Source organism: Thermanaeromonas sp. C210 (assembly GCF_013167955.1).
In the GTDB taxonomy this organism is placed as follows: domain Bacteria; phylum Bacillota; class DSM-521; order Neomoorellales; family Neomoorellaceae; genus UBA12545.
Genome location: NZ_BLWF01000003.1, coordinates 320,396 through 334,281, shown reverse-complemented (window position 1 = coordinate 334,281; position 13,886 = coordinate 320,396). Strand labels below are relative to the sequence as shown.

Annotated in this window: 13 protein-coding genes; all 13 read right to left on the bottom strand. The window is 57.3% G+C overall.

Annotated features, from left to right (window positions below; all coding sequences use genetic code 11):
- Positions 1-113: 113 nt before the first annotated feature.
- Entirely contained in the window at positions 114-449 is a 336-nt protein-coding gene (locus tag TAMC210_RS09075) for a 4Fe-4S dicluster domain-containing protein (protein ID WP_173298487.1), read from the bottom strand.
- A gap of 130 nt (positions 450-579) precedes the next feature.
- The gene (locus TAMC210_RS09070) at positions 580-2,820 is read right to left on the bottom strand and encodes a molybdopterin-dependent oxidoreductase (RefSeq protein WP_173298486.1); all 2,241 of its coding nucleotides are present in this window, start codon (positions 2,818-2,820) and stop codon (positions 580-582) included.
- Between the two features lie 899 nt (positions 2,821-3,719).
- Positions 3,720-5,198 (bottom strand): stage IV sporulation protein A, encoded by a 1,479-nt coding sequence (gene spoIVA, locus TAMC210_RS09065; RefSeq protein ID WP_173298485.1) that lies wholly within the window; start codon positions 5,196-5,198, stop codon positions 3,720-3,722.
- A gap of 103 nt (positions 5,199-5,301) precedes the next feature.
- A complete protein-coding gene (locus tag TAMC210_RS09060) occupies positions 5,302-6,321 on the bottom strand; it encodes an NAD(P)H-dependent glycerol-3-phosphate dehydrogenase (protein WP_173298484.1) in 1,020 nt (339 codons plus the stop codon).
- A 1-nt stretch (position 6,322) separates the two neighbouring features.
- Positions 6,323-6,910: a glycerol-3-phosphate 1-O-acyltransferase PlsY gene (plsY, locus tag TAMC210_RS09055; protein ID WP_173298483.1), complete on the bottom strand. Its 588-nt coding sequence runs from the start codon at positions 6,908-6,910 to the stop codon at positions 6,323-6,325.
- Complete coding sequence (der, locus tag TAMC210_RS09050) at positions 6,907-8,229, bottom strand: ribosome biogenesis GTPase Der (RefSeq protein WP_173298482.1); 1,323 nt, start codon at positions 8,227-8,229, stop codon at positions 6,907-6,909. Before der ends, plsY begins: the two co-directional genes overlap by 4 nt.
- A 64-nt stretch (positions 8,230-8,293) precedes the next feature.
- Positions 8,294-9,628, bottom strand: coding sequence for a DUF512 domain-containing protein (locus TAMC210_RS09045; protein WP_173298481.1), 1,335 nt, complete (start codon positions 9,626-9,628; stop codon positions 8,294-8,296).
- A 207-nt stretch (positions 9,629-9,835) separates the two neighbouring features.
- A complete protein-coding gene (locus TAMC210_RS09040) occupies positions 9,836-10,276 on the bottom strand; it encodes a DUF3189 family protein (protein WP_173298480.1) in 441 nt (146 codons plus the stop codon).
- Positions 10,258-10,722: a DUF3189 family protein gene (locus tag TAMC210_RS09035; protein ID WP_173298479.1), complete on the bottom strand. Its 465-nt coding sequence runs from the start codon at positions 10,720-10,722 to the stop codon at positions 10,258-10,260. The genes TAMC210_RS09040 and TAMC210_RS09035 overlap by 19 nt, the downstream gene beginning before the upstream one ends.
- Before the next feature lie 18 nt (positions 10,723-10,740).
- Entirely contained in the window at positions 10,741-10,929 is a 189-nt protein-coding gene (locus TAMC210_RS09030) for a capping complex subunit for YIEGIA (protein ID WP_173298478.1), read from the bottom strand.
- 27 nt (positions 10,930-10,956) lie between these two features.
- On the bottom strand, positions 10,957-11,847 hold the full coding sequence (locus TAMC210_RS09025) for a YIEGIA family protein (protein WP_173298477.1): 891 nt from the start codon (positions 11,845-11,847) through the stop codon (positions 10,957-10,959).
- A gap of 3 nt (positions 11,848-11,850) precedes the next feature.
- Complete coding sequence (spoIIP, locus tag TAMC210_RS09020; protein WP_173298476.1) at positions 11,851-13,113, bottom strand: stage II sporulation protein P; 1,263 nt, start codon at positions 13,111-13,113, stop codon at positions 11,851-11,853.
- The gene (locus tag TAMC210_RS09015; protein ID WP_173298475.1) at positions 13,100-13,831 is read right to left on the bottom strand and encodes a DUF1614 domain-containing protein; all 732 of its coding nucleotides are present in this window, start codon (positions 13,829-13,831) and stop codon (positions 13,100-13,102) included. The genes spoIIP and TAMC210_RS09015 overlap by 14 nt, the downstream gene beginning before the upstream one ends.
- Positions 13,832-13,886 lie beyond the last annotated feature (55 nt).

Sequence of the window (13,886 nt, the reverse complement as noted above, 5' to 3'; positions counted from 1 at the left end):
TGGTGCACGCACCCCTTGGGACCAGCCCCGGAGCACGAGCATTAACCCCCGGTGCATTACCCGCAGCCAATCCAAGCACTCCCTTTACTCCTGTCAACCCTAAGGCGGTTGCTCTAAGGGACGAACAGCACCATTTTCTTGCCCTTGGCCGCCATTTTGGCCGCCAGCTCTTCCACCGGCCCGTACTCCATGGCCTTGCCCAGGCAGTGATGGACACAGGCCGGCTGCTTCCCTTGGGCTACTCGCTCCTCGCAAAGATCGCAGAATTCGGTGGGAATGGGTACATAGTCCAATTCCCACCTATCGGGAGATATCTGCATGGGGCCCACTTCGGAAAGCTTGATCCCCCATTTTCCGACGGGAAGATTTCTCTCCTTTTTGCAGGCCACTTCACAGCTATGGCAGCCGGTACAGTACTCGTAATCGATCAATAGACCGTTGCGCAACATCTCCATCCCCTCCCATCTCTGTTCTTAAGGACCCTTCTCGCCCAGTACATCCTCTCCCCATCCCCCGGCCCTCCCCTCGCCAGAAGACCTCTTCGGGGCCGGGACCGTGCTAGGCCAGCCGTGTCCCGCCCTACTCGGCTTTGTACACTTTACATATGATACACTTAAAGGGAGCACCGAAGCCCAGCCTGCCGATGTGCTTGTGCGGCACCAGCAGGTTAACGTTGGCCTCCCACACACCGAATAGGCCGGGTTCGTCGGCGGCCTTCTCCGGGAACCACCAGCCGTGCTGGGCATGGATCACCTTGGGGTGAATTCCCACCGTCAGTTTAGCCTTTTGTTTGCACCTGCCGTACATGTTCTCAATGTAAACCCAATCCCCGTCCTTGATGCCCAGTTCGGCTGCGGTTTCCGGGTGGATCTCCACAATGGGATCGGGGTGTATTTCGCGTATGGTCCGGATCTGCCGGTGCTCCGAGTGGAACATGCCCCACAGCCTGGCGCCGGTGGTGAGTATGAAGGGATATTCGCGCGCCAGTTCGGGAGTGCTGTAGGGGCTGTAGGGCGGCTCTTCATAGTAGGGTAAGGGATCGTCGCCCCACGCTTCAAACAGGACCGAATACAGTTCGATCTTACCCGAGGGAGTTAAAAAGCCGGGTTCGTTATCGGGCCGGAGCTTTCCTGTTTCGTACTTCCGGTATTCGTAGGGCGGGTGAACGACTACCCGCTCCTTCAGCTCGTCGAAGGTTATGCCCAGCTCGGGTTTGAGCTGATCAGTAAAGAATTCCTTAACATCGTTCCAGGGCCACGCCTTCGGATTAAGGCGTTTGCCGAGCTCAAGGCAGATCTCGATATCCGATTTACATTCTCCGACCTGCAGGGCCTTGTTTATGGCCCCCACGAATATGGCATTGCGTCCGAAGTGGGTAACTACTATACCGTCGTGCTCGGCAAAGGTAGAGAGGGGCAGGAATATGTCGGCGAAGGCCATGGCCGTAGGGGTCATAAAGGTATCAGTGGCTACGGCGAACTCCATATTCTTGAGGGCCCGGTACCACCTGTCCGGCGCAGCGGTGTTGGTAGGTGATATGAGGTTAGTGCTGTTGAACCAGGCCATTTTCAGGGGATACGGTTTGCCGGTCTCCAGGGCATCGAGGGTTATATCGGGATGGGTCGTGGCCAAGGCATTGGCCAGGGCCGGGTATTCCTCCGCCCCCAACCTCTTGTTCCACAGCTCGTCCGAGAGCTCCATCCTGGTTTCTATACGCCATTTGCCCAGCAGTACAGCCGGCGGTCCCACGGTAATCCCGCCCGGCACGTCGATATTGCCGGTTATGGCCGCCAGGGCCAGGATGGCGTGACCGATCTGGACGCCGTTGGGATTCTCGTCCACCGCCAGGCCCCAGGTAATACTGGCCGGCTTGCTCCGGGCGAAAAATCTCGCGGCCTCGACAATTTTCTCCTTCGGTACCCAGGTTATTTCCGCCACCTTCTCGGGCGGGTAGTCCTGGACCCGCTGCTTGAGATCTTCAAATCCTGAGCACCATTTCTCCACAAAGTCCCCGTCGTAGAGCCCTTCGTTGATTATTACATGGAGCATACCCAGGGCAAGGGCAGCGTCCGTACCGGGTCTGAGCTGGAGCCAGTATTCGGCCCGGGAGGCCAGCCAGGTCAGCCTGGGGTCCACCACGATAATCTTGGTGCCCCGCTTCATCATGTCCACGATGGCATGGCCGTACAGGCCATCGGGGTTGGATTTAATGGGATCCTTGCCCCAAATGATTATGCACTCCGGAAGTTTCCAGCCTGGGTGGTCATAGCGGTCGGGATAGTACCCCGCGAAGTCGATCTCCGGATAACCGGTTCCCAGGACGTACTGGGTGATGGCGCACCGCGGTCCGTAGCAGGACCAACCGCTCAGAGAATAGCACACGTTGGGGGTGCCCAGGACGGCAAAGCCCAGGGGATAGTAGTACAGGCAGGCCTGCCTCCCCGTCCCGCCGTATACCACTATGGACTCCGGTCCGTACTTTTCCTTTATCTCGTTAACTTTATCGACTATGATGTCCCAAGCTTCATCCCAGGAAATACGTTTCCACTTATTTTCTCCCCGCTCACCTACTCTTTTCATGGGGTAGATAATCCTCTGGGGATGGTGCACGTATTCAGGAAGGGAGAGGCACCTGATGCAAAGTCTGCCCTGGCTTATGGGATGCTCCGGGTCCCCCTCCACTTTAACCAGCCGGTTGTCCTTTACATACAGACGGAGCCCGCAGCCCACGGGGTGACAACCGGGAGGCGACCATGCGCAGGTCCTCACGACGGTGCAGCCATCCTCTTCCCAAGTCCAGTCCTTCTTGCAGGTACTCATGTTAACTTCCCCCTCTTTCTGCAAAATTTCTTCCGCCGGCCTCCTTACTGTCCAACAATAACACCGGATAAGCCTTCCGCAGCGGGGCCGAGGAAAGATCTGCTCCCCGGTTATTGGGCGTCCCCATGCCACACTCCCTATGCCCCGGCCTCCGGGCAAAGGGCCCCTGGGAGCTAGAGGGCCAGTGTTCCCTTCCTGAAGGGCCTTCCCCTCCCCCTCTCACTGTTTTTTGCCCGCTTCGCCCAGGTCGGCCTTACAGTGGGGACATTTAGGCTGTTTAACTCCTTGAAAAATGGTTATCTGTTTTCCACAATTAGGACACTGTATCTTTCTGGATATGGCAGTAGGTCGGAAGCACATCAGCTTTTACCTCCTCGGCGGTAAAATAAGGCGTCACCCATGGGTTACGTGGGGTAGCCGGTGGGGTTCCACCGCTGTTATTGTACCCTGACCGTTCTAACCCGGTCTCTCCTTTACCCCGATCCCTGATCCCTTCGCCGCCAAAGGACCGCAGGTTACCCCGAAGATTACTCTTTGACCTTAGGCCCCTGTCCATCCGGCACCCGTCGTCAGCTTCATGTGAACACTTTAGCAAGATTCGTGCCAAAACTTCCGGGACGAAATACGCGGATCCGGCCCGGCCGGAAATCGCGCCGGTACCCGGCCCTTCCTAAGGGCTCTTCATTTTTGCCTGATCTGAGGGATTTTCCAAATTAGAGAATCCTGTTTCAAAAAGGTAAGGCCCTGGAGAAGTCTTCCGGGCCGCCTTGCCGGTGGGAAGTTTTCCACCGGCCCCGGAGGGGTAAAAGGCTGGGCCAAAGGTGTCCCTACACAAAAGAAAACCGGCCATAAAAACCGGTTTCCTGGATTTGACTCTATAATGTTGCGGGTGGCCAGATCTAGATGATGATACAGATCAGGCCGCCGCCACCCTCGTTGACGATCCGCTCTACCGTTTCCTGAAGTTTCAGCTGGGCGTTTTCCGGCATGCGATAAAGTTTGCTCTGGATGCCCTCCCTCACTAGTTCGCTCAAGGACTTACCGAAAATGTTGGTCTGCCACAGGCTCTGAGGATTTTCTTCAAATTCCTCCATGATGTACTTTACTAGGTCCTCGCACTGTTTCTCCGTACCGATGAGCGGGGTGACCTCCGTGGTAATGTTGGCGCGGATAAAATGGTACGAAGGGGCCGTGGCCTTCAGCTTGACCCCAAAACGCCCCCCTTGCTTGATGAGTTCGGGTTCCGCCAGCTCCATTTCATCCTCCGTCGGGGTAACCATGCCGTACCCCGTGTTGCGGACTTCCTGGATGCCGTAGGCGAATTTGTCCCACTCCCGTTTAATACCGGCCAGGTCCCGCAGCCACCGCAAAAGCTCTCTGTCGTTATTGATATCCAGACCCGTAACCTCCTTGATGACCTGGTGGAAGAGTCCCTCCCTTATAGACATGTCTATATGAGCCGTACCGGTTCCCAAATCCATATCCCGCAGGGTTACACGGGAAGCGTGGCTGAAGCCCATAAGCTGTTGTACGGCATCTTCTATATCCCGCAGGCGCTTTACTTTGCCGACGGCATCGCGGACCGCCTCTTCCAACTGCTGGCGCAGCCAGTGGCTGCCGTCCAATTCCTCGATCCAGGGGGGCACATTGACGTTGACTTCGGCCACCGGAAACTCGTACAGGGCTTCTTCCAGGATATTCAACAGGTCTTCTTCCTCCAGGTGGAGGCAATCCACCGGCAAAACGGGGACGTTATACTCTGCTTCAAGCTGGCCGGCCAGGCTGATAGTCTCTTCATCTAAAGGATGGACGGAATTGAGCAGGACCACAAAGGGCTTACCCATCTCCTTGAGCTCCCACACCACCCGCTCTTCTGCATCTACATAGTTCTCCCGCGGTATCTGGGTAATGCTGCCGTCGGTAGTTACCACAATACCTATGGTGGCGTGATCGGCAATGACCTTGCGCGTCCCGATTTCAGCCGCTTCCTGAAAGGGTATCTCATGCTCGAACCAGGGTGTACGCACCATGCGCGGCCCCTGGGCTCCTTCGTATCCCTGGGCTCCTTCCACCGTATAGCCGACACAGTCCACCAGCCGCACCCGCATTTTGAGCCCTTCACGTACGGTAATTTCCACTGCTTCCTGGGGGATGAATTTGGGTTCGGTGGTCATGATCATGCGCCCGGCGCCGCTCTGTGGCAGTTCGTCCTTGGCCCGGTCTCGTTCGTTGGGATTTTTAATGTGGGGCAAAACCATTTTGTCCATAAACTTTGTTATAAAAGTCGATTTGCCCGTACGCACCGGTCCCACGACCCCTAGATAAATCTCGCCGCCGGTGCGTTCAGCTATATCGCGAAAGATATCCCTGTTCTCCACCCTTCTCCCTCCCCAAGCCTGGAATTTCTACCGCCCCTCCTGGCATGTATTAACAATACATATATATGCCCAAGCTTGAGGATTATTACCTGTGGGGTGGTTCTTAATCACTCCATCCTGCGCCCAAAAAGTTGGTCTCCATGGTGGGCTTCCGCTCCATAAGGGCTCCCACACATTCACGGGCCGGCTTCCGATGGTAAAGGACCTGGTACACCTCCTCGGTGACGGGCATCGGCACCCCCAACTGGCGGGCCAGCCGCCTGGCGGCTGCCGTGGTCCGCACTCCCTCTACCACCATACCCACCTGGGCCAAAACCTCATCCAGGGGCAGCCCCCGCCCCAGGCCAATGCCGGCCTGGCGGTTCCGGCTGTACATACTGGAACACGTTACAATGAGGTCGCCCACTCCGGCCAGCCCTGCAAAGGTCAGGGGGCTGGCCCCCATGGCCACCCCCAGCCTGGCTATTTCGGCCAAGCCCCGGGTCATGAGGGCGGCTCTGGCATTATCTCCCAACCCCAGTCCATCGGACATGCCCGTGGCCAGGGCGATGATATTTTTCAAGGCTCCGCCCAGTTCGACCCCTACCAGGTCCGGATTGGTGTACACGCGAAAGGAAGGGCCCATAAAAATATTCTGGACGTATTCCGCAATTTTCCGGCGTTCAGAAGCCACCACTACGGTGGCAGGCAGGCCCCGGCCGACTTCTTCTGCATGGCTGGGGCCGGACAACACCGCCAATGTATGCAGACCTTCTTCCTTCAGTACCTGGGAAAGCCGGAGCCCGCTATCTAGTTCCAGCCCCTTAGCGGTATTCACTACCACAGTTTCGGGTTGGAGATAGGGTTTCACCAGGCGTGCCGTTTCCCGTACGGCCTGGGAGGGTACGCTGAAGACCACTACACCCGCCTCATGCAGAGCCCGGGCCAAATCGGTTTCTACCACCAAAGAGTCCGGCAGGATAACGCCGGGTAGGTAATTAGTATTTTCTTTCTTCTCCCGGATGGCGTGGGCTACCTCGGATCTGCGGGCCCAAAGGACCACGTGGTAACCCTTCCGGGCCAGCAACGCAGCGAGAGCAGTTCCCCAACTACCGGCTCCCAGCACCGTTAATTTAAGACCCATTTTAACTCCGCTCCCCTATTTTGGGTTCCCTGCCCGCCAGCAAGCGCTTGATGTTGGGCTTATGCCGATAAATAATAATGGCCGCGGCCACGAGGGTGAAGAGAAAGTAAGGCAGGGGGCCGTGAAGGAGCAACAAGAGCACCGGCGCCGAGGCGGCAGCCACCACAGAACTCAAAGATACATAGCGGGTGGCGAGGAGCACCAATAACCAAAGGAGGAAAGCCCAAAAGAGGGCCGCAGGAGCCAGGCCCAGAAATACCCCAGCGGCCGTGGCCACGCCGCGGCCACCATGGAAGGACAGAAAAACAGACCAGTTATGGCCGGCCATGGCCGCCAGCCCCGCCAACACGGCCAACCAGTCTCCGCCCACCGCTCGGCCTAAGAGAACCGGAATAGTGCCCTTCAACACGTCTACGGCCAACACCGCCAGGCCCGGTCCGGTACCCATGGTGCGAAAGGCATTGGTGGCGCCTATATTCCCGCTCCCCCGGCGGCGTATGTCAAAGCCCTTAAGGTATCTGGCCACCACATAGGCCGTTGGTACGGAACCCAGCAAGTAAGACACCAGCAAAACGAGTAACCACTTCATGCCTCCCTTCCTCCTTTGCGGGCGCGGAAGATTAGTTTAAGGGGGGTCCCTTGAAAGCCGAAGGTCCGGCGCAGCTGATTCTCCAAATAGCGGCGGTAAGAAAAATGGATGGCTTCCGGATCGCTGGCAAAAAAGACGAAGGTGGGCGGCTGCACGTCTACCTGCGTGGCGTAATAAATTTTGACTGGCCGGCCCTTAACGGTAGGCGGGGGCGTAAGCAGGACGCTTTCCCGGACAACTGCATTGAGAACTCCGGTGCTTATCCGGCGCCTGGCCTGCTCCACGGCCTCATCCACGGCCGGCAGGAGCTCCCTGACCCGCTGGCCGGTCAGGGCAGAGACGAACAGTACAGGAGCATAATCCATAAAGGATAATTCTTGCCGCAGAGCCCGTCGGTAGGCTTCCAAGGTCATACTGTCCTTGGCTACCAGGTCCCACTTGTTTACTACTATTATAGCCGCTTTACCCCTCCCATGACCGTAGCCGCCGATTCTTTTGTCCTGGGCCGTTGCTCCCTCTGTAGCATCCAGCACCAGCAAAACCACGTCCGCCCGGTCGATGGCCCGGAAGGCCCGCTGCACACTGTAAAGCTCGGTAGACTCTGCTATCCGGCTACGCCTCCGTATACCTGCCGTATCTATTAATACATACTCTTTTCCCGCCACCTCAAAATAAGTATCGACGGCATCCCTAGTGGTGCCGGGAGTAGCGCTGACAATCACCCGTTCCTGCCCCAAAAGCCGGTTAACCAGGGAAGACTTCCCTACATTGGGCCGCCCCACTATTGCCACCCTTGTACCTTGTCGCTCCTCTTCCCCGGCCTCCGGAGGTAACAGCTCCACCACTTTATCCAGAAGGTCTCCCACATTGAAACCGTGGGCCGCCGAAATGGGAAAGGGATCGCCCAGGCCCAGCCGGTAAAATTCCTGCAAAAGGTACGGGTCCCGGAAATCCTCTACCTTGTTGGCCACCAAAATAACAGGCCTTTCTGCGCGGCGCAGGATGTCGGCGATGATGAAATCATCCGACGTCAGTCCCTGCCGGGCATCGACCAGGAACAAGATCACGGCCGCCTCGGCCACGGCCTGCTCCGCCTGCCGCCTCACTTCGCCCTCCAGGCCCTCAGGATCATCCGTGATACCCCCGGTATCCACCACGGTGAACTCGTAGCCCCGCCAATCGGTGTCCCGGTATAAGCGGTCCCGGGTAACGCCGGGCACGTTTTCCACAATGGCTACCCGCCCGCCCACCAGGCGATTAAACAAAGTAGACTTACCTACATTGGGCCGCCCTACAATGGCCACCACTGGCTTTTTCACTGCTGTACCTCCCACAAGGTGATCTGCCTTCCAAGGCAACCTTTGCCACCTGAACGCGGACACCTTAACCCAGCAGGGCCCGGGCCAGGGCCGCACCGCTGGTGGGAATTACTTCTATCTCCCGGCCCAGCCGGACCCGGAGATCATCCACCGTCCAGTCGTCTAAAAAAACCTGGTGCCCTTTTCTTAGCATGACGTCCGGAAGGAGAATCCTTTCCTCCGGCGCCACCTTCCCTTCACTTAAACCGCGCACTAAGTCTTGTCCTGTCAGGAGCCCGGCCACCGTGACCTGGGAGCCAAAGAAGGAATTGGCTATGCCAACCACCCTGACCTCCAGGCCTCGGGCTCTAGCCTTAGCTGCCGTTATCAGTTCCTCCAAGACAGGAACCGCCAGCTCTCCCGTGGCAACTACCACCCGCCGCCCGGTCCCCTCCCGCCCGGGGGTTTTTAGGGGTTCATCCTTAACTTCCCGGTAAAATTCATCCATAAATATGCGAGTTAGACCTACCCCGTTCTCCTCCTGGGGAAAACCATCGTAAGCCGGGGCCTCGGGTAACGGCCAACCACTTAAGAGATAAAATTCGTCAGCTGCATAGACCAGCCCTCGCCCGAAACGGGAACGAAATTCCCTCTGCCATTCTTCTACCTGCCTTATTACCTCCCGGGCTTCCTCCGGGGTATAACGCCGGAGGGGATACAGTTTCTCCCGGTAGGCGGTCAAGCCTACCGGCACCACGGCTATGGATGCCAGGGCCGGGAAAAAAACGGCCAGATCGGATAAAGTCCTGTCCAGTTCCTTCCCATCGTTGACACCGGGGCAAAGGACGATCTGGGTGTGGAACTCTATGCCCCCTTTCTGCAGCCGAGCCAGCTGTTCGAGGATGAGCCCGGCCTCCCGATTGCCGAGCAACCCGGCCCGCAGGGCCGGGTTGGTAGTATGCACTGATATATAAAGGGGGCTCAGGCGCTGGCGGAAGATGCGCTCCCAATCCTTCTCCCGCAGATTGGTCAGAGTTATGAAGTTACCGTGCAAAAAGGAGAACCGGTAGTCATCGTCCTTGAAGTAAAGGCTGGAACGCAAACCCGGGGGCATTTGGTCCACAAAACAGAAGACGCATTTGTTGCTGCACCGCCGCATCCCATTAAAGGCAGCTTCGGCGAATTCCAGCCCCAGGTCCTCACCGTAATCCTTTTCGATCTCTAGAACCCACCGTTCTCCTCCAGCCTTAATAACTTCCACTACCAGGTTTTCATCGGCCGTTAAATACCTGTAGGCAATAATATCCTCCACTTCCTCGCTGTTAATGGAAACCAGAAGATCACCGGCCTCCAGCCCTATTTGGGCAGCTATACTGCCAGGAATTACCGCAGCGATTTTCGCTCCCCGCGTCTTCGGCAAAATTCCTTCGCTCCTTCGGTTTTTCGCCCCCATTATCCAATATTTTACCGGTAGCGTCAAGCTTTAAGAGAACTCAAGCTCTGGCCCTTCCCAACCCGCCCTTACAACCCCGGGGCGAAATCTCCCTTAATGGGGAAAGGGCGTCAAGCCTCAAGCCGGGCCCGGAGCAGGGGGTGGCCCGAGCCTTCAGGGGCAAGCGCCGCCCTTTTAACCCCGGCCATCACCCCTCACCTGGTAGACCCACCGGGAGAGCTCCCGGTAGCTCCTTCGCAGGCCCCAATAGACCAGGAGGGGAGCCTTAAGGCGGCAACCCAAAAAAACAAGGGGAGAAACCCTTTCCCCTGCATCCACGACCTTGACGGCTTCGCCGGGCAAACCCCATAAGGGGAGAAAGCTGGTTATGATTTGGCGGACCAGTTTACCATGAGGTCCAACAGCCGCAATATATATGCGGCGGCCGCAGGAATCTTGCCCCCTAAAAAAAAGCTTGCCCCTATCTATTTTTCGGTTAAGGTAGGGCAAGGTAAGGAACTCTTCCCACGGAGGGCATTCGTCCGGCGGCAATTGTTCTAAGTGCAGTGCCGCCGCCAGGGCGGCCGCTGCCCCGCTGAAGCAAGTATAGATGAAAATTACCGGTTTATTTCCCATAATAGGCGACATTCCTGCACAAAGGTTACCAGGCGTGTAAAAATGCGTCTTACCCCCCATATTACCAGGGGACGCCCGAGGAGGGTGATACCCAGCCTTCGGGACAGAAAACCGCCCACGGCCATAAGCCAGTTGACCAGGGGAGAAGTGTTCAGGAGGAGGACCTCTTCCCGCGGCAGATCCAATGCCTGCGTCAAACCGCCGATCAGGTTCTCAAAGGTTTCCCCCATCCCCCGCTTTCCTACTACGTAAACTTCGTTGTTGTACCGGTCCCTTCCCAGGAACAGAATCCAGCCCTCCATCCCCGGGGAGCGGCGATCAAAATAAGGTAGGGATCGTAGTTCATCCGGGGCGGGCAACCGGTGCGGGTCGATCCAGCCGAGGTGAAGGGCAGCCGCTACAACAGAAGAATGGGTTCCGCCAAAGCAGTGATAAATTATCTTCATCCCTGATACCCGGCGCCTTCAGTGCCGCACGATTACCAGCACGCCGTTTTCCAGGTCGTGGGCCATGGCATCCAGCACCCGGCTAAGGGTTAGCCCCAGTTTTTGCTGCTCGTTTTCGTCTTCGACGAAAAATATGGGGGCTCCCCCACCGGCCACCTTATCCCTGGCACCACGCGTGGCGATAACGGCTAGGATACTGCCCCGCATTTCCTCCAGCAGCAGCTTCTCCCCCCTTTAATCGGCAGCCGCCCTCCCCACCCGGCTTTTCAAGGGGCGGGTAACCGCGCTTTCCAGGACCGGTGTCATGCGCACGGCCTGCAACAGGCACTCCATATCAGGTTCGTTGGGCAAGATGTAAAGGACGAGTTCCCCGGTATCGATGTTCTTGCGTATAATAGGAGTCCACTCTTGTTCTCCGATATCCAGTTTGGTGCCTAAAAGGGTGGCCACTGTGTGGAGTATGGCCTGCCGCTGCCCGGCATCATGGAGGACGGCCCGCGCATCATCGTTTTTAGGTTTGATTACGGCGGCCAGACCCTCCCGCAAGATTTTCTCCCTGGATTTCTTTAATCCTACGTTCATAAGCACTACGCCGTTGACGGTGAGAAAGGGGCCACGGAAGGTTATTTCTGCCGGTTCCACTACAGCAATTTCCCCTAAGTATTGCCCCCTTTTAAAATGTCCGCTTATATACGTTAGGAGAACACCCAGGGCTATGCCTGCCGACCAGTGAAAGTAAAAAGCCGCCAAACTGGCGCCCAGGGAGGTGAACATCACCAAATAGTTCCGTGACTCAAAAACCCGGGCTATACCCTCGATGTAATCGCGACCCCGGGGTACCAGCTCCTTCTCTTCCAATTCCGCCAGGGACTGGCGTTCCAGGTTGCGTATTTCCCGGAACTGCTGAGCAACCAGGGCTAGGAAGGTGACTGCGGTATACTCCCGGGCCGCCAGAGCCGGAACCGCCACAGCTCCGATTAAGGAGGCTATGGCCGCCAGGGAAAGGTGGGTTACCACGCTATGGGGATAGCCTGGATAGCGCCGGTAGTCGCTCTGCAGAAGGTAAACCCGGCAGAGTAAGCCGGCGATCAGGCCGATGAGTAAGGTTTGCGTCAGAACATCCATAAATCAATCCTTCTGCCAGTCTTTCCTTGCGTCATTGGGTGGCAGTTTTTCGGCAGGCACGGTCTTCTTACCCAGGACGTTCCCTTCCTCTGGCCCCCTGCCCGGCCCACCCGTCCTGCCCCGCCTCTGGCCGAGGAGGTTCATCCATTCTACTGAAGTATATTGGCGCAACCTGGCCAGGGCCTTATCCCAACCACCGGAGCTTAATACCAGGAATGCCGCTCCGCCGATGAGAAAGGCCAAGATAACAAAGGCGACGCCCTTCCAGTCGCCGGCCGTACCGGGAGCGGCCGGCCCCGCCTGGGCCGTGATACCCAGCACTGTGGGTATAACTTCGGCCAGGAGGCCAGCCCCTCGCTGGGCCTCTTCCCGGCTATTGGTATGGGTACCCATCTCTAAGAGGACGGCCCGGGGTGAGAGATCCTGATTGTAGCTTCCTGCTCCGATGAATATTCCCCTTATGAGGCCCGGATATTTGGCATCGGCAGCGGCTTTAATTTTTTTAGCAAAATCCAGATTGGCATTCATGTTCTGGTTTTCCCGGCCCACTACCAGGCGGATTTTACTAATACTCTCACCGGCCACTACCTGCCGATAAAAATCGGGATCAGGCACCCCATCACGGTGGATGTCGAAAATGGCCGCGGGCCCCTTCTGCATGAGTTGAGCCGCTGTGCGGCGGGAGCGCTTATAGGAGTTGTTGTCGTGGGGCTCGTGGGCGGAAACATCGTGGTACACGTTTACGCCGAGGCTCCGCAATTTGCCGGCGAAAACCTCGCCTACCTTAAGGATCCCCCCCTGCCCGGGGATGCTCTCACTGCCATCGGTGGGTATATAGGATTCATCGCTATGGGTATGGTAAATGGCCACGAGATTCTTGGCTCCTCCGGCCTGGGCCGGGGTGGCTTCGCCAAAAGCCCTGGAGGAGGACTGCCACTCCACCACAACCTCTTCCCGGCCTACACGGGTACATATGGCTTTGTCCCCCTGTATCTCGGTTACCCGGTAGCGGTAGTTATCCTCGGCGATGAATTCGTCATCTTTATAAACCGGGCGGGCCATCTTATCCAGTACCCGCCCTTCCTCGTCCACCAAAGTTGTGTAGGTGCCGACAGTATGCTCCTTCAGATCGAGTTCGCCCAGACTGAAGGCCGGGAGCAGGTTTGCCCCCGTGTTCCATGCTCTATAAATTGCGACGGAGGCTAGGAGTGCGGCCAGCAGCAGACCCAAGTACACACTTCCGGCGATTCTTTTATTCACCTTCATCGCTCCTTCTCTCCTCCGGCAAGGCCTTCTTGACCGGTTTCAGACGCAGACCCTCGACAAGAGATTTGGGTTTTCCTTCCACCGCAGGTCCCCCCTGCAGGCGCTCTCGACTTTCTCCTATGAGTTCCGCCAAGAGGACGGCCACAATACCGGACAGCAGGCTCACATCGAGGACACCCGCACCGCCCACGGCCACCGTGCCCCTCACGCCCGACGCGGCCAACATGAAGTAATCGATAAGATCCAGCAGCAGAACCCCCAAAATAGCGGCTACGAAGGCCGCCCGCCGTGACCGGCCCACTAGATAGGCCGTAACGCCGGCCACCAGGGGGTAGTAGTACAACGGATCAAGAATGTTCATGGCAAAATCCCAGGGTTCTTTTCCCCGCATCAGCCAGCTGTTCAGGGCGAAGATTACTCCGGCTGTGACGGCCGCCGCCAGTAGAGCCCGACCCACTTCCTTTCGGGTACCACACCGGTACAACACGTAAACAGCCAGTCCCAGGGGAATCAGACCACCACCTACGTTAATGGAACTGACAATCCTTCCCCGGGAAAGTGGGAGGTTGATAAAACTGCCTATAATGATGGCGGCCAGCAGGGCCAGGGCAGCCTTATCGCTCAGGTAAAGGCGGTCCAGCACCCTCTGGGCCAGGCCAAAATAGATTAAGAGGAATAAGACGACCAGGACGATAACTCCCAAAGGATAACCGGCCATAAAAAATCTCCCCTTTTCAGCTTATAGGTTGCGCTGAAAAGGGGAGAAATATGCT